This is a genomic window from Bacillus sp. FSL K6-1003 (assembly GCF_037964945.1).
GTDB lineage: Bacteria > Bacillota > Bacilli > Bacillales > Bacillaceae > Bacillus > Bacillus mojavensis.
Map to the genome: position 1 here is coordinate 1,917,209 of NZ_CP150176.1, position 26,602 is coordinate 1,943,810.

At 43.7% G+C, this 26,602-nt stretch carries 21 protein-coding genes and 4 pseudogenes; 8 read left to right on the top strand and 17 right to left on the bottom strand.

The features are described 5' to 3' along the window. Positions 1-238: 238 nt before the first annotated feature. Together parE and parC are read left to right on the top strand one after the other, a co-directional pair. A complete protein-coding gene (gene parE, locus NSU16_RS09690) occupies positions 239-2,206 on the top strand; it encodes a DNA topoisomerase IV subunit B (RefSeq protein ID WP_010334425.1) in 1,968 nt (655 codons plus the stop codon). A 3-nt stretch (positions 2,207-2,209) separates the two neighbouring features. Then, positions 2,210-4,627, top strand: coding sequence for a DNA topoisomerase IV subunit A (gene parC / locus NSU16_RS09695; RefSeq protein WP_168747953.1), 2,418 nt, complete (start codon positions 2,210-2,212; stop codon positions 4,625-4,627). Positions 4,628-4,679: 52 nt separating this feature from the next. Here the strand turns inward: parC and NSU16_RS09700 are convergent, their stop codons facing one another. Beyond that, positions 4,680-4,805 (bottom strand): hypothetical protein, encoded by a 126-nt coding sequence (locus NSU16_RS09700; RefSeq protein ID WP_010334426.1) that lies wholly within the window; start codon positions 4,803-4,805, stop codon positions 4,680-4,682. Between the two features lie 24 nt (positions 4,806-4,829). Continuing rightward, positions 4,830-5,183, bottom strand: coding sequence for a hypothetical protein (locus tag NSU16_RS09705; protein ID WP_339192565.1), 354 nt, complete (start codon positions 5,181-5,183; stop codon positions 4,830-4,832). Between the two features lie 496 nt (positions 5,184-5,679). On the opposite strand from NSU16_RS09705, the gene NSU16_RS09710 reads away from it, so the two are divergent. The 3 genes from NSU16_RS09710 (at position 5,680) to NSU16_RS09720 (ending at position 9,244) form a co-directional block, all read left to right on the top strand. Beyond that, complete coding sequence (locus NSU16_RS09710; protein WP_286058486.1) at positions 5,680-7,077, top strand: alanine/glycine:cation symporter family protein; 1,398 nt, start codon at positions 5,680-5,682, stop codon at positions 7,075-7,077. Between the two features lie 330 nt (positions 7,078-7,407). After that, positions 7,408-8,907 carry a cellulase family glycosylhydrolase gene (locus NSU16_RS09715; RefSeq protein WP_326217492.1) on the top strand — a complete coding sequence of 500 codons (1,500 nt, stop codon included), beginning with the start codon at positions 7,408-7,410 and terminating at the stop codon, positions 8,905-8,907. A gap of 76 nt (positions 8,908-8,983) precedes the next feature. Next, entirely contained in the window at positions 8,984-9,244 is a 261-nt protein-coding gene (locus NSU16_RS09720; RefSeq protein WP_268447460.1) for a YnfE family protein, read from the top strand. 244 nt (positions 9,245-9,488) lie between these two features. Here NSU16_RS09720 and NSU16_RS09725 read toward each other — a convergent pair whose 3' ends face one another. From NSU16_RS09725 to NSU16_RS09750, 6 genes and pseudogenes are all read right to left on the bottom strand, one after another. Continuing rightward, positions 9,489-10,634 (bottom strand): choline esterase, encoded by a 1,146-nt coding sequence (locus NSU16_RS09725; protein WP_339192566.1) that lies wholly within the window; start codon positions 10,632-10,634, stop codon positions 9,489-9,491. 38 nt (positions 10,635-10,672) lie between these two features. Then, positions 10,673-10,864 (bottom strand): annotated as a pseudogene (locus NSU16_RS09730) (response regulator); the annotation flags it as partial. Positions 10,865-11,013: 149 nt separating this feature from the next. Next, on the bottom strand, positions 11,014-12,285 hold the full coding sequence (locus NSU16_RS09735; protein WP_339192567.1) for a glucuronoxylanase: 1,272 nt from the start codon (positions 12,283-12,285) through the stop codon (positions 11,014-11,016). A gap of 266 nt (positions 12,286-12,551) precedes the next feature. Beyond that, positions 12,552-14,090, bottom strand: a complete 1,539-nt coding sequence (xynD, locus tag NSU16_RS09740; RefSeq protein WP_339192568.1) for an alpha-L-arabinofuranosidase — start codon at positions 14,088-14,090, stop codon at positions 12,552-12,554. A gap of 151 nt (positions 14,091-14,241) precedes the next feature. Continuing rightward, positions 14,242-14,425 (bottom strand): annotated as a pseudogene (locus NSU16_RS09745) (malonyl CoA-acyl carrier protein transacylase); the annotation flags it as partial. A gap of 412 nt (positions 14,426-14,837) precedes the next feature. After that, positions 14,838-14,982, bottom strand: a pseudogene (locus NSU16_RS09750) (6-carboxyhexanoate--CoA ligase); the annotation flags it as partial. 223 nt (positions 14,983-15,205) lie between these two features. Here NSU16_RS09750 and NSU16_RS09755 point away from each other — a divergent pair. From NSU16_RS09755 to NSU16_RS09765, 3 genes are all read left to right on the top strand, one after another. Continuing rightward, complete coding sequence (locus NSU16_RS09755; RefSeq protein WP_339192569.1) at positions 15,206-15,664, top strand: GtrA family protein; 459 nt, start codon at positions 15,206-15,208, stop codon at positions 15,662-15,664. A 6-nt stretch (positions 15,665-15,670) separates the two neighbouring features. Continuing rightward, positions 15,671-16,591 carry a UTP--glucose-1-phosphate uridylyltransferase GalU gene (gene galU / locus NSU16_RS09760; protein WP_339192570.1) on the top strand — a complete coding sequence of 307 codons (921 nt, stop codon included), beginning with the start codon at positions 15,671-15,673 and terminating at the stop codon, positions 16,589-16,591. Positions 16,592-16,652: 61 nt separating this feature from the next. Continuing rightward, on the top strand, positions 16,653-17,249 hold the full coding sequence (locus NSU16_RS09765; RefSeq protein ID WP_339192571.1) for a DedA family protein: 597 nt from the start codon (positions 16,653-16,655) through the stop codon (positions 17,247-17,249). Between the two features lie 46 nt (positions 17,250-17,295). On the opposite strand, the gene NSU16_RS09770 is transcribed toward NSU16_RS09765, so the two are convergent. The 9 genes and pseudogenes from NSU16_RS09770 to NSU16_RS09810 form a co-directional block, all read right to left on the bottom strand. After that, the gene (locus tag NSU16_RS09770; RefSeq protein ID WP_339192572.1) at positions 17,296-18,495 is read right to left on the bottom strand and encodes a DHH family phosphoesterase; all 1,200 of its coding nucleotides are present in this window, start codon (positions 18,493-18,495) and stop codon (positions 17,296-17,298) included. A gap of 166 nt (positions 18,496-18,661) precedes the next feature. After that, complete coding sequence (locus tag NSU16_RS09775; RefSeq protein WP_326227092.1) at positions 18,662-20,191, bottom strand: acyl-CoA carboxylase subunit beta; 1,530 nt, start codon at positions 20,189-20,191, stop codon at positions 18,662-18,664. A 19-nt stretch (positions 20,192-20,210) separates the two neighbouring features. Further along, positions 20,211-20,993: an enoyl-CoA hydratase gene (locus NSU16_RS09780; protein WP_339192573.1), complete on the bottom strand. Its 783-nt coding sequence runs from the start codon at positions 20,991-20,993 to the stop codon at positions 20,211-20,213. A 16-nt stretch (positions 20,994-21,009) separates the two neighbouring features. After that, complete coding sequence (gene ldeG, locus NSU16_RS09785; protein WP_339192574.1) at positions 21,010-21,912, bottom strand: hydroxymethylglutaryl-CoA lyase; 903 nt, start codon at positions 21,910-21,912, stop codon at positions 21,010-21,012. A 16-nt stretch (positions 21,913-21,928) separates the two neighbouring features. Further along, entirely contained in the window at positions 21,929-22,150 is a 222-nt protein-coding gene (locus NSU16_RS09790; RefSeq protein WP_010334445.1) for an acetyl-CoA carboxylase biotin carboxyl carrier protein subunit, read from the bottom strand. Between the two features lie 14 nt (positions 22,151-22,164). Then, complete coding sequence (locus tag NSU16_RS09795) at positions 22,165-23,499, bottom strand: acetyl-CoA carboxylase biotin carboxylase subunit (RefSeq protein WP_339192575.1); 1,335 nt, start codon at positions 23,497-23,499, stop codon at positions 22,165-22,167. Positions 23,500-23,515: 16 nt separating this feature from the next. Beyond that, positions 23,516-25,162, bottom strand: a complete 1,647-nt coding sequence (locus NSU16_RS09800) for an AMP-binding protein (RefSeq protein WP_339192577.1) — start codon at positions 25,160-25,162, stop codon at positions 23,516-23,518. A 41-nt stretch (positions 25,163-25,203) separates the two neighbouring features. Then, positions 25,204-26,346, bottom strand: coding sequence for an acyl-CoA dehydrogenase family protein (locus NSU16_RS09805; protein ID WP_010334448.1), 1,143 nt, complete (start codon positions 26,344-26,346; stop codon positions 25,204-25,206). 51 nt (positions 26,347-26,397) lie between these two features. Further along, positions 26,398-26,591, bottom strand: a pseudogene (locus NSU16_RS09810) (hypothetical protein); the annotation flags it as partial. Positions 26,592-26,602 lie beyond the last annotated feature (11 nt).

Below are 26,602 nucleotides of genomic sequence, written 5' to 3' on the forward strand. Positions count from 1 at the left end.
CCGCTGCTTTATATATAATAAATAAACAAACATACGTTCTTATATCGAAAAAACAGCACTTTTGGATGTTATACGGAATGATTCGTTAGCTGTATGTTGAGAATCGGATTACATTGGTTATAATGAAGAGTCCAAGGCAGAAGCGCACCGGGGCAAGGATTTTGAAAAATACTTTTATACAATTGACAGGTAAACAATGAAAAAGAGAATGTTAGTTTTTTGAAAGGGGTTTGTACGTTTGGCTAGAAAACAGCAATTTGATTACAACGAAGATGCCATACAGGTGCTGGAAGGCCTTGAAGCCGTTAGGAAAAGGCCGGGTATGTACATTGGCTCAACCGACGCGAGAGGCTTGCACCACTTGGTTTATGAAATAGTAGATAACTCCGTCGATGAGGTACTTGCCGGCCATGGTGATCACATTATCGTTAAAATACATAAAGACAACAGTATTTCTGTACAGGATAGAGGCCGCGGCATGCCGACTGGAATGCATAAACTCGGCAAACCAACCCCTGAAGTCATTTTAACGGTGCTTCACGCCGGCGGAAAATTCGGTCAAGGCGGTTATAAGACAAGCGGAGGGCTTCACGGCGTCGGTGCATCTGTCGTGAATGCTTTATCTGAATGGCTGACGGTTACGATTGAGCGGGACGGCTTCGTCTATCAGCAGCGTTTTGAAAACGGAGGTAAACCGGTCACATCTCTCGAAAAGATCGGCAAAACAAAAAAGACAGGCACACTTACTCACTTTAAGCCTGATCCGACAATGTTCAGCACAACAACTTATAATTTTGAAACGCTTTCTGAGCGATTACGAGAATCAGCGTTTTTATTAAAAGGATTAAAAATTGAACTGATTGACGAGCGGAACGGCCAGCGTGAAGTCTTTTATTATGAGAACGGCATAGAAGCGTTTGTTGCTTACTTAAATGAGGAAAAAGATGCCCTGTCTGAAGTGGTCTCGTTTGAAGGAGAACATCATTCCATCGAAGTGGATTTTGCGTTCCAGTTTAACGACGGCTATTCTGAAAATATCCTGTCGTTTGTTAACAATGTCAGAACAAAAGACGGCGGGACTCATGAGTCAGGTGCAAAGACAGCGATGACGCGAGCCTTTAATGAATATGCGAGAAAAGTGTCTTTGCTGAAAGAAAAGGATAAAAACCTGGAAGGCACTGATATAAGGGAAGGTCTTTCAGCGATTATTTCTGTCCGTATTCCTGAAGAACTTCTTCAATTTGAAGGACAAACAAAAGGAAAACTCGGCACAAGCGAAGCCAGATCTGCCGTAGACGCAATCGTGTCAGAGCAGCTTGCGTATTTTTTAGAGGAAAACCGGGACACGGCTACACTTCTTGTGAAAAAAGCTATAAAGGCGAGCCAGGCGCGTGAAGCGGCTCGTAAGGCACGGGAAGAAGCCAGAAGCGGCAAAAAACGAAAAAAATCAGAAGCGACATTAAGCGGTAAGCTGACACCTGCGGGTTCAAGAAATCCGGCAAAAAATGAGTTGTATCTCGTTGAGGGTGACTCTGCGGGCGGTTCAGCAAAGCAGGGAAGAGACCGCAGATTCCAAGCGGTTCTGCCATTGCGCGGTAAAGTCATTAACACGGAAAAAGCAAAGCTTGCTGATATCTTTAAAAACGAAGAGATTAATACGATCATTCATGCAATCGGCGGCGGTGTCGGAGCTGATTTTTCAATCGACGACATTAACTACGATAAAATCATCATTATGACGGATGCCGATACTGACGGCGCTCATATTCAAGTGCTGCTTTTAACCTTTTTCTATCGCTATATGAAGCCGCTCATTGAGAATGGAAAGGTATTCATTGCTCTGCCTCCTTTATATAAGGTCAGCAAAGGAAGCGGGAAAAAAGAAATCATTGAATATGCATGGTCTGATGAAGAGATGGATGGAGTACTGAAAAAAGTCGGCAAGGGCTATACAATCCAGCGATACAAGGGTCTTGGTGAGATGAACGCGGATCAGCTGTGGGAAACGACGATGAATCCGGAGTCCCGTACGCTTGTAAGGGTCAAAATTGACGACGCGGCACGTGTTGAGAGACGCGTGACGACATTGATGGGCGATAAAGTAGAGCCGCGCAGAAAGTGGATTGAGAAAAACGTAGCTTTCGGCTTAGACGAAGAAAGCAATATTTTAGAAAATGAAAACTTATCGGTCGCTGAGGAGGTTTAATGATTGTCACAGCCAGAATTATTTCATGATTTACCATTAGAAGAGGTGATCGGCGACCGTTTTGGACGCTATAGTAAATATATTATTCAAGACAGGGCGCTTCCTGATGCGCGCGACGGTTTAAAACCCGTACAGCGCAGAATTCTGTATGCGATGCATACAGACGGAAACACATTTGATAAAAATTTCAGAAAAGCGGCCAAAACGGTCGGTAACGTCATCGGTAACTACCATCCGCACGGGGACAGTTCGGTGTATGAAGCAATGGTGCGGATGAGCCAAGACTGGAAAGTGCGTAATGTTTTAATTGAAATGCACGGGAACAACGGAAGTATTGATGGAGATCCTCCGGCGGCCATGCGTTACACAGAAGCGAAGTTATCTTCGATTGCATCAGAGCTTCTGCGGGATATTGACAAAAATACAGTTGAATTTGTCCCGAACTTTGATGATACAAGCAAGGAGCCCGTTGTACTTCCGGCTATGTTCCCTAACTTGCTGGTCAACGGATCTACCGGTATATCTGCAGGATACGCGACTGATATACCGCCTCATCATTTAGGAGAAGTCATTGATGCTGTGATTAAACGCATTCAAATGCCGTCATGCTCTGTAGACGATCTCATGGAAGTGATCAAAGGGCCTGACTTTCCGACAGGCGGAGTTATCCAGGGCGTTGATGGCATTAGAAAAGCCTACGAAACCGGAAAAGGGAAAATTATTATCCGCGGAAAAGCTGAGATCGAAGCGATCAGAGGCGGACGAGAGCAAATTGTGATTACCGAAATCCCATTTGAAGTCAACAAAGCCAACCTTGTGAAAAAAATGGACGAATACCGTATTGATAAAAAGGTTGAAGGCATCTCCGAGGTCCGAGACGAGACAGACCGAACCGGCCTTAGAGTGGTCGTAGAACTAAAGAAAGAAGCAGATGCCAAGGGCATTTTGAATTACTTATATAAAAATACTGATTTACAGATTACGTATAACTTTAATATGGTGGCGATCCATAACCGCCGTCCAATGCTGATGAGTCTGCCTGCTATTTTAGATGCATATATCGGCCACCAAAAAGAAGTGGTCACAAACCGATCTGTTTATGAGCTTCAAAAAGCAAAAGACAGACATCACATTGTAGAAGGTCTTATGAAGGCTTTATCGATCTTGGATGAAGTCATCGCAACGATTCGCTCCTCAAGCGATAAACGTGACGCCAAAAACAATTTAATGGCGAAATATGAATTCACTGAGCCTCAGGCTGAAGCTATCGTGTCCTTGCAGCTATATCGTTTAACAAATACCGATATCACAGCACTCAAGGAAGAGGCTGAAGAGCTCAGCAAAAATATTGAAGAACTTGAATCAATTCTGAGCAATGATAAAAAGCTGTTAAAGGTCATTACAAACAGCTTAAAAGCGCTGAAAAAGAAATATGCGGACACGAGACGCTCTGTCATTGAAGAAAAAATTGAGGAAATCAAAATTAATCTTGAAGTTATGGTTGCCTCTGAGGATGTATACGTGACCGTTACAAAAGATGGCTACTTAAAGCGCACAAGCCAGCGTTCCTTTGCCGCTTCAAACGGGCAGGACTTCGGAATGAAGGATACAGACAGGCTGCTGCATCAGTTTGAAATGAATACGACAGATGTGCTGCTGCTTTTCACAAATAAGGGAAGCTACATCTATTGTCCGGTTCACCAGCTGCCTGATATCAGATGGAAGGACATGGGCCAGCATTTTTCAAACATAATCACGATTGAACGGGACGAATCGATTGTTAAGGCCATCCCGATAAAAGAATTTGATCCGTCTGCTTATCTTTTATTCTTCACGAAAAACGGCATGGTGAAAAAGACAGAACTCACGCATTACAAAGCACAGCGTTATTCTAAAGCGCTTGTAGCGTTAAATCTAAAGGGTGAAGACGAGCTGATTGATGTACACGTGACAAATGGTGACAGTCAGATCTTGATGGCGACACATCTGGGGTATGGCCTATGGTTTGGAGAAGATGAAGTGAATGTTGTGGGTGCACGTGCAGCAGGCGTTAAAGGAATTAACTTGAAAGATGGAGACTTTGTCGTGTCAGGAGAAATTCTGCATGAATCCGATTCTCTTGTATTGTTCACACAAAGGGGAGCGGTCAAACGTATGAGTCTTTCTGAATTTGAAAAGACCTCCCGTGCAAAACGGGGAGTCGTTATGCTGCGGGAGCTGAAGAAAAATCCACATCGTGTCGTTTCGCTGTTTGCATGCGGACTTAATGAGCGGTTTATGGCAGAAACGGAAAAAGGGGACAGAAAAGAACTGCAGGCTAAAGAATTGCGAACAAACGACAGATACAGCAATGGTTCATTCTTTATTGATGAAGAAGAATCAGGCAAGATCACAGCTGTCTGGCGTCTTAAAACTGAATAATCATCATTAAAAAACCCGCTCACATATCGTGAGCGGGTATATTTGTTTTTCATCAGCTTTCATGGCTGGTGAATAAGTCTGTCACGGCATGAATGACTTCAATACCTTGCCATACAAATAAGTTCAGCGCTGTGAAAGAGAATAAGCCTAAAATCACCATTCTTAAGATAAACAACATGTTAACAGCCTCCTCATATTTTCGTTATATAATCGGGTGATGTTGAACATGAAGTTTGTCGAAATAAGACGATTGATAAAATTTGGCCAGTATAAAGCTTTTTTTCCGCTGGCGCCTGCGGGAGTATCCCGTACTTTTGCTTTCAGCGGTCAGAAGCAGTACAGCCATTGCCCATAAAGCAGTCAGCGCAAATGCCCCTGTGATGGATTTCTTCTCATCATCAGCATTTTGGCCGGCTTTCATCTCATGCATTTCCTGCTGGTCGGCTACGGCTTTATAATGATGGCCGATATCAAAGGCGTGGGGAATTGAGAACAAATGAAAACTGGCAATCGCCAAAAATAAGATGGACGCTTTCAGTATCGTTACTTTTTTCAAATGATCTCCCCCCTTTTAATATTACTGAATATTTTTATAATAATACCCTAATCCACCCTGAAAGTAAACCTGATTTATTAAATTTAAAAATAAATTTCACTTTGTTAAGTATATATCTTTTTGCTTATTTTTGAAAGAGAAATTTCTTTTATTAGTGTATGTATACCCGGTCTAAGGTGTGAATAAAAACACATTTTAAAAGATATGTTGGTTGTTTAGAATTTATAACTTTTGGAATCAAAGGAAACAGAAAATGTCAGGAAAGAAATGTATACATATTAAAAGAGGACTCTTATTTACAAGCTTAATAAGAAATTTTTTTATTCATATGAAAATAATAGAGAGGGAGACCGAAGGAGTAACTTCAATCTAGAACAATATTCTTCCCGAAAAAACTTCCTAATTCGACATAATGTGATATAATAAGACTCGATATGTTAAAAAATCTAACATCAAATTTAAATTTTTAATGAATTGATGAAAACGGGAGGTAAATATGGAGTCTTTTTTCAACAGTTTGATTAATATTCCAAGTGATTTTATCTGGAAATATTTATTTTATATTTTAATAGGACTTGGATTATTTTTTACACTTCGTTTTGGTTTTATCCAATTTCGTTATTTTATTGAAATGTTCAGAATAGTAGGAGAGAAACCTGATGGAAATAAAGGTGTTTCTTCTATGCAGGCATTCTTTATTTCTGCCGCATCCCGAGTCGGTACAGGAAATTTGACTGGTGTTGCCTTAGCAATTGCGACAGGGGGACCGGGCGCTGTATTTTGGATGTGGGTTGTAGCTGCTGTAGGTATGGCTTCAAGCTTTGTTGAGAGTACGTTGGCACAGCTTTATAAAGTGAAGGACGGAAACGATTTCCGCGGTGGACCGGCCTATTATATTCAAAAAGGTCTTGGAGTCAGATGGCTCGGCATCGTATTCGCTGTCTTAATTACCGTATCATTCGGTTTAATCTTTAACGCTGTTCAATCCAATACAATTGCAGGAGCGTTAGATGGCGCATTTCATGTGAACAAGATAGTTGTAGCTATTGTTCTTGCTGCTTTAACGGCTTTTATTATTTTCGGCGGTTTAAAACGTGTAGTTGCAGTGACACAATTGATTGTTCCGGTCATGGCTGGTCTTTATATTCTCATAGCTCTATATGTTGTATTCACCAATATTTCTGCATTTCCAAGCGTTATTGCGACCATTGTCAAAAATGCTTTGGGATTTGAACAAGTTGTCGGCGGAGGAATAGGAGCTATTATCGTCATCGGTGCACAGCGCGGACTTTTCTCTAACGAAGCAGGAATGGGTAGCGCGCCAAACGCTGCTGCGACAGCTCATGTTTCGCATCCGGCAAAGCAAGGCTTTATCCAGACATTAGGCGTGTTTTTCGATACATTTATCGTATGTACGTCCACAGCGTTTATTATTTTGCTGTACAGTCTAACACCAAAAGGTGACGGCATCCAAGTCACACAGGCTGCTCTGAACCACCATATTGGAGGATGGGCACCTAGTTTTATAGCAGTCGCAATGTTCTTATTCGCTTTCAGCTCAGTTGTCGGAAACTACTATTATGGCGAGACAAACATTGAATTCATTAAAACAAGTAAAACATGGCTGAACATTTACCGTATTGCGGTTATTGCTATGGTTGTCTTTGGATGTGTAGCAGGTTTCCAAATTGTTTGGGACATGGCGGATCTCTTTATGGGGATTATGGCGCTGATTAACTTAGTTGTAATCACGCTGCTGTCAAACGTAGCATACAAAGTCTATAAAGATTACGCGAAACAGCGCAAACAAGGACTTGATCCTGTGTTTAAAGCTAAAAATATCCCAGGACTGAAACACGCTGAAACTTGGGAAGAAGAGAAACAAGAAGGATAAATGATAAGGAACGGCTGCATTCAATGATTTGAATGCAGCTTTTTATTTGCCGAAAAAAAGCGGAATCTTTTGATTTCATTAAATAATAACGAGCAAAGTCCTGATCAAACACTTTTATCCCTGATACACATGTATCAGCTGTATACAAAACAACTCAAAAAGAGTCAATAGACAGGCTTTTAAGCCGCCTAAAAACAAGAAATTAGGTTGATAGACAAACATAAGAAAGATTTTTACAATGAGTCCGTGTTTAAAAAACGAAAGGGAGGGAGAGCGGCAGCTAATAGGCATACGTTTTACATGATTATTTGGAGGAGGAGAGAATGCTATATGAAACGTTCAGTCTCTATCTTTATCGCATGTTTAGTAATGACAGTATTAACAATTAGCGGTGTCGCGGCACCAGAAGCATCTGCAGCAGGGGCGAAAACGCCTGTAGCCCTTAATGGCCAGCTTAGCATTAAAGGTACTCAGCTAGTCAATCAAAACGGAAAATCGGTGCAGCTGAAGGGGATCAGCTCACACGGTTTGCAGTGGTTCGGCGATTATGTCAATAAAGACTCTTTAAAATGGCTAAGAGACGATTGGGGAATTACCGTCTTCCGAGCGGCAATGTACACGGCTGAAGGCGGTTATATAGAGAATCCGTCTGTGAAAAATAAAGTCAAAGAAGCTGTTGAAGCGGCAAAAGAGCTCGGGATATATGTCATCATTGACTGGCATATTTTAAATGACGGCAATCCAAATCAAAATAAAGAGAAGGCAAAAGAATTCTTTAAGGAAATGTCAAGCCTTTACGGAAGCACACCAAACGTTATTTATGAAATTGCTAATGAACCGAACGGTGATGTAAATTGGAAGCGCGATATCAAACCGTATGCGGAGGAAGTGATTTCCGTTATCCGTAAAAATGACCCGGATAACATCATTATTACGGGAACAGGCACTTGGAGCCAGGATGTAAATGATGCTGCGGATGATCAGCTTAAGGATGCAAACGTCATGTACGCGCTTCATTTTTATGCCGGTACACACGGCCAGTATTTAAGGGATAAAGCCGATTATGCACTCAGCAAAGGAGCGCCGATTTTTGTAACGGAATGGGGGACGAGTGACGCTTCCGGAAATGGCGGGGTCTTCCTTGACCAGTCGAGGGAATGGCTGAATTATCTCGACAACAAGAAAATCAGCTGGGTAAACTGGAACCTTTCTGATAAGCAGGAATCTTCCTCAGCTTTAAAGCCGGGGGCATCTAAAACAGGCGGCTGGCCGTTATCAGATTTATCCGCTTCAGGGACATTTGTAAGGGAAAAGATCCGTGGCTCCCAACATTCGACTGAAGACAGATCTGAGACACCAAAGCAAGATAAACCCGTACAGGAAAACAGCCTATCTGTGCAATACAGAACAGGGGATGGAAGTGTGAACAGCAACCAAATCCGTCCTCAGATCCATGTGAAAAACAACAGCAAGACCACCGTTAATTTAAAAAATGTAACTGTCCGCTACTGGTATAACACGAAAAACAAAGGCCAAAACTTCGACTGTGACTACGCGAAGATCGGATGCAGCAATGTGACGCACAAGTTTGTGACATTACAAAAACCTGTAAAAGGTGCAGATGCCTATCTGGAACTTGGGTTTAAAAACGGGACACTGTCACCGGGAGCAAGCACTGGAGAAATCCAAATTCGTCTTCACAATGAGGATTGGGGCAATTATTCACAAATCGGGGATTATTCTTTTTCTCAGTCAAATACGTTTAAAGATACAAAAAAAATCACATTATATAATAACGGAAAACTAATTTGGGGAACTGAACCCAAATAGTTACTGTATTGACGGACATCACAATTGGTGTCCGTTTTCATTATCTAATAAGCAGCAGAACAAGGAGGTGTAAGCTGTGGACGAAACATTGAAACAGTATATGTTCCTATTCAAACAAAACAACGACCTGGTTAACGGACCGGACTATCCAAATAAGGAAAAAGATATCCAAAACCAAAAAGAACAGATTGAAGCCTATGAAAAACTTCTGCAGCAAGGTTTTACCAGTGATTACGATTATGATGAGTTTGCTGATTCGGTGATCAAATGCGCATACGGTGATATGACATTAGAAGAGCTGGAAGCCGTTTATTATGGGTTGACCTCGCCATTTTAAAGTTTCTTAATAAGACTTGCTGAAGCTCAGAACATTTTTTTATTCCGTCTCACTAACTTAAGTATACTTTGTTATTGAGACGGAATTTCTTTAAAATTAATTACTTCCTAGAATATATATTATGTAAACTAACAAAATGAAATTCATATTTGGATTGCCTGAAATATGAGGCCGATAACCGCGTAATAGAGTTATCGGCTGGCTAGCTCTTTGATATACGTTTATCAGCAACCTCTCGGTTATGTCACTTGTTGCTGGTCTTCTTGATCAAGTCCACTCCATCGTATGCCAGACTTTCCACACTTGCAGCCTTCTGCAGTAAGTAATGATCAAAAAAGTTCTTCGTATAGTCTGTAACAAGATTTCGCATCTCCATAGCATCCCGTTTGCCTCTGAGTTCCTCATTCACACTGGTAAACACGATGTCGCAGTAATCTAAATGCGCAACACGATCAACAGAGAAATAATAGGTTTCCATGCTATTGTTAGCGCCAATTATCGCATTCATGTTATAGTTAGGTTCACAAAACAGTAGCAAAAAGGGTTTCTTAAGGTCGCTGTCGAGAAGGCCGAACGCACCGCTATCCAAGCCAATCCCGCAGGCGAACCGGTCGTCGTCCCGGCAAACAATCGCCGTCGTAGGCCCTCCATAAGAATGTCCGACTATGCCCATGCCGATGTCAAGCAACAATCTGCCCTTAAAGCTGGAATTCAGCTCTCCAGAGTCCAGTTTGTAAAGATAATCGGCTACATACCTTACATCTTCTGTCTGTAATTCACTATACTCTGTTAACTTGGCAAGTATCGGCAGTGTAAGCACGTTATGGCACATCTCAATGGCAGTTTCATCGTCAGGCCGCATCTCCATCTTACCAGCTAACGCCAGCATCTCCGGATCTTCAGAAAACGCCATAATGACATCCGAAAAATCCTTTGATACATTAAACAAGCGCCCATCTTTACGCTTATACATCGTGCTATTCTGATGGCCGATGCTTACCACAATATATCCCATGCTTGCCAAGTCTGTACAGATCACTGTACCCCATTCTGGAGAACCACCCCCGCCGCAAACATAGAATAACACCGGATAGCGCTTTTCCTTCCCGGAGAGAGCAAGGTCGTCGTAACACTGGGTCTTGATATCGATAGAGAAAAAATCCTTCTTTTTAAGATACTCAGTGACAAGTGGCTGATCATTAAGCATCTCATAGACTTCAGAAAACATGTACGTTGATGTAGTCTTCCCTTCGCTGCTGTCAGATGGATAATACACAAACGCCGTCAGTTCTCTTTTTGAGTGATCTGATGCCGTGTACTCAACATCCATCTGGGTTCGACCAACAGCATAGCCGCCAATTGGTTCTGGAAATGCGTCATCAGTTTTCACTTTCTTGTTCCCCCTTCATTAATAAAAGTGGCGAATGCTCTTATTTGCTTGCAGATATCATAGCCTTCACCGTCTGGCAGCATGATATCCAGTAAAACCAAATCTGGATTTTCTTGATGAAATTGAGCCAATCCATCACGGGCAGTAGAAGCTGTGATCACACGCTCAATACCTTCTCTTCTTAATACTGTTTTGATCAGTTCCAAAATTTCTTTTTCGTCATCTATTATTAATACTTTGTTGTGTAGCTGTTATACCCAATGTCCGTGCATTGTTAAAAAATCAACACTTCTCTTCTACCACAGAAAATAAGCCAATTTTCTTTTTCGTGTGAGAAAATTGGCTTATTGCTATGATCTAATTGAACAATCAGATGTCTTTAACGCTGTACAACAAATGTTGTCACGCTTTGAGCTGGAAGATGGGCCCAAAAATGATTGTCCGTTACATTGAGATTCGTTCCAGGTTGAAGATTGCTGCTTCCGCTCGTGATCCATCTAGATACCTGAGAAGCAGATCCATTCTGCAACACAAAGTTTTGGTTGACCCCTGTGTTGCTTTTGTTAATGGCAACAATAACGACCTTGTTGTCACCTTTATAGGCTGACACGTAAACGTTCGCATTAGGATTTTTCGTTGCATCTACCCTTATATAGCCGGGACGCACAAACTTCGAGAAATGAGCCATATTGTAACCGCGTTTGCTGATCGTACCGTCCTCTTTCATAGGACCGTAAGATCTGCGGATGTACCACCAAACATAAGTTTGAAAATCTCCCTCCACCATTGAATGGTGAATATGCTCTGAAACGCCTAATGCCTCGGGCCAGCGATCCGCTGAATTGTTGTCACTGTTTGGATAGTATACTTCCGTCATCCATAGCTCTTTCCCTGCTCCTTTTTGTTTGAAAAGCGGATAAGGAAACTGACTGACCTGAGTACCGTACAGGTGAGTTCCGAGAATATCCATGTTCCTAAGCGCCTGTGGATCGTTCAAAATGGGGTCCGATATATTTTTCAGATATTGAAATGATTCTGGTGCAATGACACGTGCATTAATGGAACCGGCATTTTCTCTCATGAAACGAAGTATTTCTTGTGGCGTCCACCACGTCCATTCGTGGGCATAATCAGGCTCGTTTTGAACAGAAATCGCATAAAGATTCACGCCATTATTCTTCATGTAGGTAACAAAATCGTTAAGGTGCTGCGCGTATGCGGCGTATTTATCGTATCTTAGCCGTTTAGCTGATGCGTCACCATTATGATTGAAGGTTTCAACCATATCGCTTGGAGGATTCCAGGGAGAAGCAAAAACGATTGCTCCATGTTTGATTGCACTCTTTGCAGTCTCCACTTCTTTGTACCAATTATTTCTATTTTCATCTATATGAATTCTTAAAATTGAAAAGCCTAACTGATTCTGTCCATTGCCAAAAGCGGTTTCTCTTTGAGCAGCTGTCAAATCTCCAATCCAAGCCGGGTGGTTCATTCCTCCAAAACCGCGAATCACTTGTTTTTCTGCAGATAAATTAATTGTTACATCACTTGCTGCCAAAACTTCAGTAGCACCTGGGCCGGCTAACATGACTGACAGCATAGTGAAACATACCAACAATAAACAAATTGGTTTTTTTACGCATGACATCATTTTCTTTCCTCTCCTTCATATGGCTTTTTTCTGTCTCTTTTTATATTGCAAACAAAAGATTTTGATTTTTATCTCTTTTGGAACAGCCCTTTGCTTTATGCGGTATAACAAACTTTTCATTACTAAACCCGTTATAATTACCTGAACCCTTTTTTCGCCCAAGTCGCACGCGCATTAGAGTTGACTTATCCGATCAATGGAGGGCTTGCTCCGGCGTTGGTCAGTTCTGCACCCTTCTCGTTTCTTAAGCGGTGCCATTACAGGTGCTATCTTTGCGTAAACTGCCAGTAATCAAAATTAAACAAGTTTCCTGTACCTGTTCCGGTAAATACAAAGAATACTTTGTGCACACCGGTTACACCGCTTACCGCAGTTTCTATTTCTCTCCAGGTTTGCGCTCCACCTGTGGAAGGTACATTCAGGGTTCCTGCAAGCTTACCGTTTGCACTGTCGAGGCGCACTTCTATTTTCCCGCCTACAGTGGATGCTACATTTGCTTTAAACGTCCTGGCACCGCCCGCTCCGAAGTCTGCATTTCCTACAGCAATCCAGTCTCCGTTATGAATGCTTGTTACATGTTGATTATTTACCGGCCCGCCTGGTTCTGAGGATTTCTCTGTCAAAATGCGTCCATTCCAGGCAAACGTTTCAGCTTCTACCCGGTTATATGGATTCAAATTGGAAAGCTGTGTTACGCCTGCATAATTTGCCGCAACCTCTTGAATGGATCCATCTGCATTGTGCACCAGCTTATTAATATGGGGAGAACGGTATCCTTTGCCGGCCCCGAACAGAGCGGAACTGACAGTTTGAGTATGGTACACCACATACCACTCGTTTTTAAAATTGAAAACAGCATGGTGGTTGTTTCCGCCACCTCCAAAAAATGCACCCGGATTTTTCAGGAAGTGCCCTCTATATGTAAAGGGACCCATGGGACTTGAACTGGTCATGTAGCCAATCTCACCTGGGGGTTTATCGGCCGGGTGCATGCCCCCGAAATTGATGCAATAGGAATAGTAATATTTTCCGTTATGCTTATGCATTCCCGAATCTTCAAACATAAAAGGCGCATCAATTGTAGCTGCACTTCCAACAACACTGGTCATATCAGGGCCCAATTTCATGACTCTTGCTGTTTTAGGATTGGCCCATTGTCCCTGCGTTGGGTTTGAACCGCCAGGAACGCCTCCCCCGGCATACAGGTAACCGGTGCCGTCATCATCTACAAATACTGCCGGATCAAAAAGCCATACAACACCAGACATTCCTGGCGTACTTGGCGTTACGAGCGCTTTTCCAATTGGGTCGGTCCATGGACCAATCGGGCTGTCTGCGGTGAGAACCCCGATACCTCCGCCGCTGTTAGCGAAATAAAGGAAGAATTTATCCTTGCCGTTTATTTTTTTAACTGCAATTGACGGGGCCCAGGACGCACCTGCCCATTTCGCAATCCCCCGGCCACCATTAGCCCCGTTGGCACCTGCTACCGGAATGGCTCCGTGGTCTGTCCAGTTCACCATATCCGCTGAAGAGATGACGAATACTCTATTCAAATTGGCAAATGAATTATCCTTAATCGTTCCGTCGCTATTATATTCATAGTCATCACTTGACATATAGATGTAGACTCTTCCGTTATAGGTCAGCGCAACCGGATCTGCTCCCAAATGATGGTCGATAAGCGGGTTTGAATTTCCTATATGTTTTGCAATTGTAGTACTGGCAGCATACGCAGACTCCCCAAATAAGCAACTCAATAATAAAGCAAGAACCCATAAACATACGCTACACTTTTTACCCATAACTAAACATCCTCCTTTTTCGTTAAAATGAAGGGGTTCTTTTAAAAATTGATGACACAGGTCCAGAACGCAAAAAATAGATAATTTCTAGAGTAAACCGTTGATTTCCTAGCCTTGATTCCCTATCAGCCTCCAGTATTTGAAAAGCGGAAATGATCGGCCATGCGGCATCCCGAAAGGAATACTGGTGTAATACAGTCTGGAATTGTTCGGATGCTGATCATATCATCGAACTGTGAAAAGGCGCACTGACATTTCAAATAAGTATATTTAGCTCCCTTTTCCTTCGTCATCCTGATGACACGTTTCACAGCTTGCCGATGTCCGGACAACACTGCTGCTGGTCAATTCATGCAAGTTACATCAGCTCCCTCCGATCACAATGAACAGGGATACAATATTATACAAAGTATCCTTTATCTAACATCCTAGCATGATTATAATAAATGTGTATAGAATACTTTCGGAGGAATTATTGTTCGGTTTTACAAAGAAACTGGATACATTTATTCATTAAATATATAAGTGGGGCTGACACCGAAAAATCAGTCTTAAAGAGAGATGATCAGAGCCGTGATGGAAGGCTGTTACCAACTCTTCTTCCTTAGACTGTGCCTTCAAGGTCTACAGGCACAAAAAAAACAGCCGTTCAGAGCGGCTGTTTTTTTCAAGAAGATAAGAACTATTGAGCGGTATATCCGCCGTCCATGACTACGGCCTGACCTGTGATGCCTTTTACTTTGTCGCTGTCCCTCTTGAGCGCGAGAAGCCTTTATGTAATAAGCCATTCACCCCTTCCTGTAATCTGCTGTAAGTGATGACCCGTTCTCCGCCTTTTCGGGGCGTCCTGGGAAGCTCTCATTCTGACGCTGTAATATGCTTCTTCCTGCATCATATTCCCCTCCTTTCTTGCCTTGAAGATGAATGTTAACTAAAAATTATTAAAGGTTAATAATTGTGCGGAATACTAGTGTTCCTCGTAAAATTCGTCAACCTAAACGATCAAACTATTAACTTAATGGATCTGCAAGGCCTCATTACTTTTTCATGTTTTGTTCATATTTTAGTAATTGTTTATTCAACACTCTCCGCTAAAGTAATCCATATCACCAAATATGACAGCCATATGCATCTTTTATGAAGGGAGGTCAAAACCGGATGCCGTTATGCTGAAAGAAAAAATAAAAACATTAGGGCGTTTTTGCACCGTGGGCGTCGGAAATACGCTGATAGATTTTGGTGTCTTCTTTTTCCTCACCGCTTGTCATATCCCTTATCTGCCGGCACAGATCTGCTCCTATTCGGCAGGTTTCATCAACAGCTATGTGTGGAACCGGAATTGGACGTTTCAGGTAAAACGTAAGGCTGACGGAAAAGAGATCATGCGCTTTCTCATGATTAATATTGCCGCGTCGGGGATCACCTTTTTGCTGCTTTATTTGTTTCAAAGAGGCGGCTGTTCGCTTTTGGTGAGTAAGCTCGCCGCCACTATCGGCGGAATGATGATGAATTTTATCGGAAACCGAATCTGGGTATTTGGAGATTCGCTGAAAAACATACAGGATCAGGAGTGAAAATGAATGAGAACAAAAGTGAGAAAAGCGGTCATTCCCGCAGCGGGTTTAGGAACGAGATTTCTGCCGGCGACAAAGGCGCAGCCGAAAGAAATGCTCCCGATCGTAGACAAACCAGCAATCCAATACATTGTAGAAGAGGCTGTAGAGTCAGGAATTGAAGATATACTGATTATTACAGGGAGAAACAAACGCTCGATTGAAGATCATTTTGACCGGTCGGCGGAATTGGAATTCAATCTGCGAGAAAAAGGCAAGATGGAGACGCTTAAGGAAATGCAGCAGATTGCCGATTTGGCCAACATTCATTACATCCGCCAGAAAGAACCGCTCGGATTAGGTCATGCGGTGCTGTGTGCGGAGCATTTTATCGGAGATGAGTCTTTCGCCGTTCTTTTAGGCGATGATATTATGGTGTCTGAAAAACCGGCTCTTCGGCAATTAATGGATGTATACGATGCTTACGGCACAGAGGTTGTCGGTGTACAGTCAGTTCTCCCTGAGGATGTCAGTAAATATGGTATTATAAATACATCAGGCTCTCAAGGGCATGTGTATGAAGTGAAGGATTTAGTTGAAAAGCCTTCTCCTGAAGAAGCGCCTTCGGAAATCGCTGTGATGGGACGATATGTACTGACCCCTTCTATCTTCCCTGTGTTGAAGTCGATTGGGAGAGGCGCAGGCAACGAAATTCAATTAACAGATGCACTTCGTGAGGTTTGCCGCACCCAGCCTATTCATGCGCGGCTTTTAAAAGGAAAACGATATGACATTGGCGATAAATTGGGCTGTTTTAAAGCAAGCACTGAAATCGGCTTAATGCGTCCTGAAATGCGATCTCAGCTTTTAGCTTATCTAGAAGAATTGCTCGAGCGGGAAACACGTGAACGGGAAACAAAAGAAGTGCTGCAATTAAAAAATTTGTAACCATCTTGCTCGTCAATCAGTCATATAATAGTGAAAAAGATAAGGACAGGTTGTGAAGAATGTGGGCAGTTTGATAAGCGAAATTTTAACATGGCTGACGAATATGGGATATGCAGGCATTGCGATTGGTTTAATGATCGAAATTATACCGAGTGAAATTGTATTGGCCTATGGCGGCTATATGGTATCAGAAGGCACGATTGGATTTATTGGCGCAATCATTGCGGGTGTTATCGGGGGCACCATTGCCCAGATCTTTATTTATTGGATTGGACGCTATGGCGGCAGACCTTTTTTGGACAAATACGGGAAGTACTTATTGATTAAAAAGCATCACATTGACATGTCAGAAAGCTGGTTTCAAAAGTACGGCACGGGGGTTGTCTTCTCGGCACGTTTTATACCGGTTGTCAGACATGCGATATCCATTCCTGCAGGCATTGCCAAAATGCCGTTTCTCAAATTTGTGATACTGACTGTGCTTGCTATCATTCCGTGGTCTATCCTCTTTGTTTATTTAGGCATTCAGCTCGGAAGCCAGTGGGATGACGTTGAGAACATAGCGGGCACCTATACAACGCCGATTATGATATTGGCGAGTGTGGTCATTGCACTTTATTTTGTCATAAAAAAACGCACAGCCATTTTTAAACGATAGCTTATGGAAATGCATAGGGATGACTCTCCCCTATGCATCTTTTTTGTTATCTTCGATGATGATTAGAAAGCTTCATATGTTCCGCTAAAAATGCGACAAACACTTCATCCCGTACAAGAGATGCGGCATAATTCCTTTTAATAAACCATTCTGCTTCCTCAAAAGCCGCAAAGGTTTCGTCCTGTGTCTCCCCGTTAATTTGAATATTCCATGCGTTGTCCAAAGGAAACAGGAAGAATCTCATTTGTTCTCGATTTTCGTATAATGAGCCGTTTGCAGATCCTTTCAAGTTATAGAAATTACGGAATGCATCTGGGCGGACCGGTTCCATTCGGAATGCTTCAGCTACAAACAAATCGTATACTTCGTCCGTTATGGAACAGCCGGAAGCCTTCGCATGCCCCCCGCCTCCGTACCGGCCTGCTACTTCTGAAACATCAATGTAATCATGAATGGTGCGCAAGCTGGCTCGTTTTGATCCCATGCTTAAAATGCCAATGTAATCAAGATGCGGATTGTCTTTTCCGAGTCTGTTTCCGAGTTCAGAATGGTACGATTCTGCGTGAACGATACCTACACAGTGTTCGTGAACAAAGGTTTGCACCATTTCTCTTTTTTTCCTGCGAAGGTAGCGCTCGATTTTTTCTTCTTCTAAATCAAGCAGTTTTACTTCAAATTCATCAAAGAAGAATTCGTCATGGGCAGAAAGCCGCTGGATCATTTTTTGTTCAAATTCATCAATTGAAAGCAAAAAGAAAAGGTCATTAAGCCGCTTTGCCTGTTTTTGATCGTACTGCTCCCATTCCCAAGTGTCGTATTGGCGGATGAGCTCTGTAAATTGATCTAATGCGTTTGTCGGCTTCATCAGATCATTTTGGACAAGGTAGTCGTATAAAAGAGATGTAGCCGATGCAAGACGTCCGTCATCGTATTCCACCTGAACAAATCCCCACTCATGCTCATTCAAATGGAGGGCTGTTTTATGATGGTCAATCAGTTTCACTTTTCCGCCAGCATGAACATACTCGTTCAGCCTTTTTTCATTTTCTTCATTGACAGCAAGATCCGTGATAAATAAGGCATCGTGTCTGCTGGTCTCTTTTGCTTTTTCTAAGAAGTATTGGACTTGAGCATTTAAGCCGTTGACAGAGTTATAACGGACCTCAACTTCTTTCCCGAAAGCCAATTTTGCAACGATCCCGCACCCTACTCCGTCCAAGTCGTTATGTGAATATAAATGGTACATAATAAAGGCCCCTTTTTATCATACTGGAGATTGCCGCTATAGGTGTGCGGCAGCCTTTATTTACTATTGTAAAAAACAGATGGTTTTATGCACAGTTGTTAGTTTACATAATGAGATTATCATAAACAATAAAAAGAGCGCTTATTCACGCTCCTGGTGCTTCCTTTTAAACTGGATAAACCGGATGTTTTCGATTGGTGAATGTCATTTCCTTTGTCATGTATGCCCTAAGCCGTTTGTGCAATTCTTCGCGCAATGAATTGGCTGGGATTACCGCGTCAATGATCATTTCTGAAGCCAAGCGGTATATATTGATGTCCTCTTTGTACTCCTCACGTTTGCTGCTGATAAAATCAGCTCTCTCCTCTTTTGGCAGCTCGGAGATTTTTTTGGCGTAGACAGCATTTACGGCTGCTTCAGGGCCCATTACGGCGATTTGTGCGGTTGGAAGCGCTATGCAGCAATCCGGTTCGAAAGCCGGTCCGGCCATTGCATATAACCCCGCTCCATAGGCTTTTCTCACAATCACAGAAAGCTTGGGGACGGTTGCTTCTGACATCGCTGAAATCATTTTGGCTCCATGACGGATGATTCCGGCCTGTTCTACCTTTGTTCCGATCATGAAGCCGGGAATGTCCGCTAAGAACAGCAATGGAATATGAAAAGCGTCACATAATGTGATAAATTTAGCGGCTTTGTCAGCGGAATCGTGGAACAAGACGCCGCCTTTTACTTTCGGCTGATTCGCGATAATTCCGACAGGCTGTCCGTGAATCCTCGCTAGACCTGTAATGATTTCTGGTGCGAATAAAGCTTTGATTTCAAAGAAAGAGTCTTCATCTATTACACGATCGATCAGCTCAAACATATTAAAAGGTGCATTTTGGTTTTGCGGAATAACGTCGGAAAGCGGTATGTCAAAGGGCTTTGGCGGCCGTTTTTCTTGTACAGGCGCTTTTTCTTTATAATTTGCCGGGAAGTAAGATAAATATGAGCGTGCCAAGTGAATGGCTTCTTGTTCAGTTTCTGCGAGAATATCTCCGCATCCTGAAACTGAACAATGCATGCGGGCGCCTCCCATCTCTTCAAGTGACACCTTTTCGCCGATCACCATTTCCGCCATGCGCGGCGAGCCTAAATACATGGACGCATTGCCGTCTACCATGACGACAATATCGCAGAAGGCAGGAATATAAGCGCCCCCAGCTGCGGACGGGCCGAATAGAAGGCAGATTTGGGGAATGCGCCCTGACAATTTGACCTGATTGTAAAAAATTCTCCCTGCGCCTCTTCTGCCCGGGAATACATTGATCTGGTCGGTGATTCTGGCGCCTGCCGAATCGACTAAATAAATGAGCGGACAGTTTAATTTTTCTGCTGTTTCTTGAATTCTGATGATTTTTTCGACTGTTTTTGCTCCCCAGGAGCCTGCTTTCACTGTAGAATCATTCGCCATGGCGCAGACGGTTTGGCCGCCGATTTTACCGATGGCGGTTATGACTCCGTCGGCGGGAAGCCCGTCTGACATACATTCTGCAAAAAAAGCGTCTTCAAGCTCGATGTCATCGTCAAATAAGAGGGCAAGCCGCTCTCTTACAAAGAGCTTGCCTTTTTCTTGGTTGCTGCGATGATACTTCTCCGCTCCGCCTTTTTGTATCCTTTCCGCCCGTTCTGTTCGTTCTTTTTCATAATCCATAAGGCATTCCCTCCGCTCTTTATTCTCCCGTGTATACGGCACGTCTTTTTTCTTGAAAGGCTTGAAGTCCCTCTGTCCTGTCCTTTGTCGGGATCGTGTGTTCATATGCTTTTTGTTCAATTGATAATCCCGTTGCCAGATTTGTATCCAATCCTTTATTGATCGCGAATTTAGCCTGGCGGACTGCAATTGGTCCGTTGGCTGAAATGGCTTCTGCCAGTTCCTCTGCTTTGGCCATAAGCTCACTAGAAGCCGTAACATGCTCTACAAGGTTTATCTCTTTGGCTTCATGGGCCGTTATGCGTCTGCTTGTATAAATTAATTCTTTTGCCTTTCCTCTGCCGATCAGACGGGGAAGTCTTTGTGTCCCTCCTGCGCCTGGGATAATGGCTAAAGCCGTTTCCGGAAGGCCTAATGTAGCATTCTCGGCTGCTATCCGGATGTCGCATGCCATTGCCAATTCAAGCCCGCCTCCTAAAGCACTTCCGTTTATGGCTGCTATCACCGGCTGCGGTAAGGCTTCGAGTAAAGCAGCGGTTCTCTGAATGAAGGATACACTTCTGAGAACCTGATCTTGCTTCATTTTTATTCTTTCTTTTAAATCTGCTCCAGCGCAGAATGCTTTTTCGCCGGCGCCTGTCAGGATGACGCAGCGGATTTTCGGGTTGAATTCGATTTCTTGGACAATGAATTGCAGGTCTCTAAGCATTTCTGCCGAAAGGGCATTTGCCGCATGGGGCCTGTTAAGGGTGATGACAGCAATGTGTTCTGTTTTTGACGTAAAAAGGATAGATTCTCCCATTGGTTTTTCCTTTCTTTTATAAAGATGATTTATACACCTGTAAATTTCGGCTCGGAAGATGTTTCCCGATTTTCTCCTCGATCCATTTGGCTGCTGGAAGCAACTTGGCGAGCTTTACGTTTGTTTCGATTCCCATTTGCTCAAACATGTACACGATATCTTCTGTCGCAGCATTTCCTGAGGAACCTGGAGCATATGGGCAGCCGCCAAGCCCGCCTGTTGAGCCGTCAAATATTGTGATGCCCATTTGCAGTGCGGTGAGGATATTGGCGAGAGCTGTTCCCCTTGTATCATGAAAGTGGAGTGCGAGCTGGCTTGCCGGGAACCGTTTCAAAAGTGCTTCAAGTACGATTTCAACCTGTACAGGATTTGCCGCTCCGATCGTATCTCCAAGCGATAGTTCAGAAATTCCGAATTCAAATAAAGAATCTGCTAGGCGAATCACTTGTTCAATCGGTACACGTTTTTCATACGGACAGCCGAAAACTGTGGAGAGATAGGCTCTTACTGTAAGATTTGCTTTTTTTGCGTCGTCGGTTACTTGTTTGAGGACTTGGAGAGTGTCAACAGTGGATTTGTTGATGTTTTTTACGTTGTGTGTTTCGCTTGCGGACATAAAGACAGAAGCTTCGTTAATACCCCCTTCCAGCGCATTCTCCAGTCCCTTTTGATTAGGAACAAGTGCTGCGTACGTAACGCCTTTTACCCGGCTGATGCCTTTTGCCACATCTAGAGCATCTCGAAGCGCGGGAATCCATTTTGGATGAACGAAGGATGTCAATTCGATATAGGAGAGTCCTGTTTGGGAAAGCTGGTTGATCCAAGCGATTTTATCTTCTGTTGCAAGCCACACCGGTTCGTTTTGCAGGCCGTCCCGAGGGCCGACTTCTCTTAACATGACTTGTTTAGGATAGGACATGGTCTGGCCTCCCTGATCATTGAGTTGGATCGTTCAGTTCGAGCAGCACATCACCTTCATTCACGAAATCACCTTCATTTTTTTTGACTTCTTTTACTGTTCCGCTTCTCTCTGCAACAATCGGGATTTCCATTTTCATTGATTCTAAAATGGCGACTTCCTGGCCTTTTTCGATGTGGTCTCCGGCTTTAACATGTACCTTCCACAGGTTCCCTGCCATTTGAATGTGTATGGTCATGACAGCTGCCTCCTTTATAAGTTGTTTTTCAAAAAATCAGTTGTAACGTCTCCTTTTTTGAATGCTTCTGATGAAGCAGCCTGTAAAAGAAGCGGAATATTCGTTTTAATCCCTTCTATCCGATAATCACGGAGCGCCTCCTTTAGTCTCTCAATCGCTTCCTCTCTGTTTTGGCCTTTGACGATCATTTTGGCGATCATTGGATCATAAAAAGGCGTGACCGCGCTCCCTGCTGCTACTGCACATTCGTGCCGTACTCCCTTTTGTGTCGGGAGAGAAAAAGCGGTGATTGTTCCCGGTGACGGATAAAAGGTTTTCGGATCTTCCGCATAGATTCTGACCTCTATGGCATGCCCGTTTCGGTTTAAGTCCTGCTGAGCGAATTTGAGAGTCTGTCCCTCCGCAACCCTTATTTGCTGCTCAACTAAGTCTAAACCTGTAATTTCTTCAGTCACGGGATGCTCTACCTGCAATCTCGTGTTCATTTCCAGAAAATAAAAGTTTTTATTCTCATCGACTAAAAATTCGATTGTTCCCGCATTGGCATAGCCGATCGCTTTGGCTGCTATCACTGCCGTTTCTCCTATCTTCATTCTCAGCTCATCATCAACAAATGAAGATGGGGCTTCTTCAATGACCTTTTGGTGGCGTCTCTGGACAGAGCAATCACGTTCAAACAGATGCACGGCATGCCCGTGGTGATCTGCAAGAATTTGAATTTCAATGTGGCGGGCGTGTTCAATCACCTTTTCTATATACATGGATCCGTCTCCGAAAAAATCTGCTGCGCGCTTTTTGTTTCCTTCATACGCCTTTATCAATGCTTCTTCGTTAGGAACGAGCTGCATTCCGATGCCGCCTCCCCCTGCTGAGGCTTTCAGCATAACGGGGTAGCCGATTTCACTCGCGGCGAGGCAGGCTGCCTGAATGTCTCCAAGGGATTCGGAAACGCCGGGCACTACAGGAACACCTGCCTCCTCCATTGCCTTTCGTGCTTCAATTTTACTTCCCATTTTGGCAATGACAGCTGGTGAAGGGCCGATAAACACAATGTTTTCTTCTTTGCAGCGTTGCGCAAAACGGCTGTTTTCTGACAATAATCCATATCCCGGATGGATGGCGTCGGCATTTGCTTTTTTCGCTACCTCTATGATTCTCTCAATATTTAAATAGCTCTCACTGACTCTCGATTTTCCGATATAATAAGCCTCTGTTGCTGCCTTTGTATGGAGCGCATCTCTGTCTGCTTCAGAATATACGGCTGCCGTTTTGATCCCAAGGCGGCTGCACGTACGAATGATTCTCATTGCGATTTCTCCCCGATTGGCAATCAGCACTTTTGTAAACAAATGAATTCACCCCTCATTAACTTGATGGTAAGTGAAACAGCTGAATCGTTTTTTCACGCAACTTATATTTTTGAATTTTGCCTGAGGCTGTCATAGGATACTCGTCTGTAAAGATGAAATAGCGCGGAATTTTGTGGCGGGCGATTTTCCCTTTGCAGTAGGCTTTCAGCTCTTCGGGTGAAGCTGTTTTCCCCTCTTTCAGCTTAATCCAGGCAGCTGCCTCCTCTCCGTATTTTTCGTCAGGCACACCAACTACCTGTACATCTAAAATATTTGGATGACGGTATAAAAATTCTTCTATTTCTCTCGGATAAATGTTTTCACCGCCTCTGATGAGCATGTCTTTTAATCTCCCGGTCACGCGGCAGTATCCGTCCTCATCCATAACAGCGAGATCACCGGTAAATAGCCATCCGTCTGGGTTGATTGCCTTTTGGGTAGCATCTTCGTCTTTATAATAGCCCTTCATGACATGATAGCCGCGGGTGCAAAGCTCTCCCTGTACACCTCTTTGAACCTCATGAAACGTGCCGGGCTCCACAATTTTCACTTCGACCTCAGGCAAGGCTCGGCCGGTTGTTTCCACTCTTCTTTGGAAGGAATCATTAGCTCTTGTTTGTGTGATCACCGGCGAAGCTTCCGTTTGTCCATAAGCGATTGTGATGTCTGTCATGCCCATTTTTTCAATGACAGCTTTCATCACTTCGCTTGGACAGGATGATCCGGCCATGATGCCTGTTCGCAACGATGACAAATCATAAGAATCAAAATCTTGATGATGAAGTTCCGCGATAAACATGGTCGGTACGCCGTGAAGCGCTGTGCATTTCTCGTTTTCAACCGTTTTAAGGACTGTGGCAGGTTCAAATTCTACAACAGGTACCATAGCTGCACCAACGGACACACATGCCAAAACGCCAAGCACGCAGCCGAAGCAATGGAAAAACGGAACCGGGATGCACATGCGGTCAGATGAGATTAATTTCATACATTCAGCGATATTTACGGCGTTGTTAATGACATTAAAATGAGTCAGCATCACTCCTTTAGGAAATCCGGTCGTTCCTGACGTGTATTGCATGTTAATCACGTCATTTTTTTCAAGGCTGTTCATTCTTGCTTCCAGTTCGGCATCTGTCACTGTTTGTGCCAGCATCTCTGTATCGTCCCAATGATACATACCAGGTAAACGTTTTTCACCGATATAAATCAGTGTTTTTAAACACGGATAGCGTTCTGATTGCAGCTGCCCTGGCTCTGCATCCTTCAGCTCAGGAATTAAGCTGTTGAGGATCCCTGTATAAGAAGTGCCGCGATAGGAATCCATGACGATAAGCGCATCCGCATCTGATTGTCTCAGCAAGTAATCAAGCTCTTGGGCTTGGTAATTCGTATTCACGGTAACGAGCACGGCCCCGATTTTTGCGGTGGCGAATTGAGCAGCAAGCCATTCCGGTATATTCGAAGCCCATATGGCCACGTGGTCTCCCTTTCCAATCCCCATCCCCATTAGCCCTTTAGCGGTTTGGCGGCACAGCCTGTTGAATTGCGCGTACGTGTAGCGGAGATTCCGGTCGGGATAGACAACCGCTTCTTGATCAGGATAGGCTGCTGCCGTTTGTGCCAGCAGCCTGCCGATTGTGCAATGGATGAGTTCGGCCATGTTTCGGTCCTCCTTTTACGAGATCAGAAAGCGTTTACATTTTATTTTAGAAGCTGTCTGGCGATCACGATACGCTGAATTTCTGATGTGCCCTCTCCAATTTCCATCAATTTTGCATCCCGCAGCATCCGTTCAACCGCATATTCCCTCATGTAGCCGGAACCGCCGTGGATTTGAATTGCTTGGTTGCATGCCCTTGTTGCCATTTCAGAGGCAAACAGCTTGGCATAAGCCGCTTCTTTCGTAAACGGGCGCTTATGATCTTTCAGCCAGGCCGCTTTTAATACCATTTGCCGTGCCAGATCGATTTCCATCGCCATGTCGGCAAGTTTAAACTGAATGGCCTGAAAGGAAGAAATCGGCTGTCCGAACTGCTTTCGTTCTTTTGCATAGGCTAAGGATGCGTCTAGTGCCGCTTGGGCAATGCCGACTGCAAGAGCGGCAATTGAAATGCGTCCGCCATCCAGGGTATGAAGAAACTGTTTAAATCCTTTTGAAGGGTCGCCGAGCAGGTAATTTGCGGGTACACGGACATCCTCTAGCAAAATTTCCGCTGTATTTGACCCGCGCACACCCATTTTATCGTACGGGCTTGTTATGGTAAGGCCGGGTGTATCAGTCGGAACAATCAATGCGGAGATGATATTATGTCCGCTCTCATTTTTGCCTGTCACTGCCGTTACAATCACCGTACGTGCGTAGCTGGCATTTGTGATCCAGCATTTTTCGCCGTTCATCACATATTCATCACCATCTATAACCGCTTTCGTTTGCGTGCCTCCTGCATCAGAGCCGGCATTGGGTTCTGTCAGACCGAATGATCCGAGTGCTTTTCCGGATGCTAGAGGAATCAAATGCTCCCGTTTTTGTTCTTCTGTCCCGAAGTAGTATAGAGGGCTTGCACCGAGTGAAACTGCAGCTGCATAGCTTAATCCTGTACTGCCGCATGCTTTGCCGATTTCTTCAACAGCTAAGGCATAGGAAATCGTATCTCCGCCTGATCCTCCATATTCCTCAGGAAAGGGGATGCCCATCAGCCCGAGATCACCCATTTTTTGAAACGTTTGTATCGGGAATTCACCCGTTTGATCCACATGTTCTGCGTGAGGAGCAATTTCTCTCTTTGCAAAATCCTTTACCATTTCACGTACCATTTGCTGTTCTTTTGTCAGCTCAAAATTCACTTGGTTTCCTCCTTCACATCTTTGTAACATCCTATTAAGTGAATTCAGTAATCATTCCCTGACAAAAGAAGTCTGAAAATTAAAACGGAACCACTTTCTATATGACAGCAGCAATGGAATGAACAAATATATGGCGTAAGCACATACCATCCATATTGCAACGCAATCTCTTGCCCTTCAGAAAGTGCCGGGAGGATGAAGGCATGGTTCCAAAGGAAAAACGTATCAATAAACAAGCCGCTGCCCCCATTTTTCT

What these genes read in the sequence shown, in the direction of transcription:
- NSU16_RS09700 (WP_010334426.1), bottom strand. Translation starts at nt 4,805, where the DNA reads ATGTTGTTTATCTTAAGAATGGTGATTTTAGGCTTATTCTCTTTCACA.
- NSU16_RS09710 (WP_286058486.1), top strand. Translation starts at nt 5,680, where the DNA reads ATGGAGTCTTTTTTCAACAGTTTGATTAATATTCCAAGTGATTTTATC.
- NSU16_RS09715 (WP_326217492.1), top strand. Translation starts at nt 7,408, where the DNA reads ATGAAACGTTCAGTCTCTATCTTTATCGCATGTTTAGTAATGACAGTA.
- NSU16_RS09735 (WP_339192567.1), bottom strand. Translation starts at nt 12,285, where the DNA reads ATGATGTCATGCGTAAAAAAACCAATTTGTTTATTGTTGGTATGTTTC.
- xynD (WP_339192568.1), bottom strand. Translation starts at nt 14,090, where the DNA reads ATGGGTAAAAAGTGTAGCGTATGTTTATGGGTTCTTGCTTTATTATTG.
- NSU16_RS09755 (WP_339192569.1), top strand. Translation starts at nt 15,206, where the DNA reads ATGACAGCCATATGCATCTTTTATGAAGGGAGGTCAAAACCGGATGCC.
- galU (WP_339192570.1), top strand. Translation starts at nt 15,671, where the DNA reads ATGAGAACAAAAGTGAGAAAAGCGGTCATTCCCGCAGCGGGTTTAGGA.
- NSU16_RS09770 (WP_339192572.1), bottom strand. Translation starts at nt 18,495, where the DNA reads ATGTACCATTTATATTCACATAACGACTTGGACGGAGTAGGGTGCGGG.
- NSU16_RS09775 (WP_326227092.1), bottom strand. Translation starts at nt 20,191, where the DNA reads ATGGATTATGAAAAAGAACGAACAGAACGGGCGGAAAGGATACAAAAA.
- NSU16_RS09780 (WP_339192573.1), bottom strand. Translation starts at nt 20,993, where the DNA reads ATGGGAGAATCTATCCTTTTTACGTCAAAAACAGAACACATTGCTGTC.
- ldeG (WP_339192574.1), bottom strand. Translation starts at nt 21,912, where the DNA reads ATGTCCTATCCTAAACAAGTCATGTTAAGAGAAGTCGGCCCTCGGGAC.
- NSU16_RS09790 (WP_010334445.1), bottom strand. Translation starts at nt 22,150, where the DNA reads ATGACCATACACATTCAAATGGCAGGGAACCTGTGGAAGGTACATGTT.
- NSU16_RS09800 (WP_339192577.1), bottom strand. Translation starts at nt 25,162, where the DNA reads ATGGCCGAACTCATCCATTGCACAATCGGCAGGCTGCTGGCACAAACG.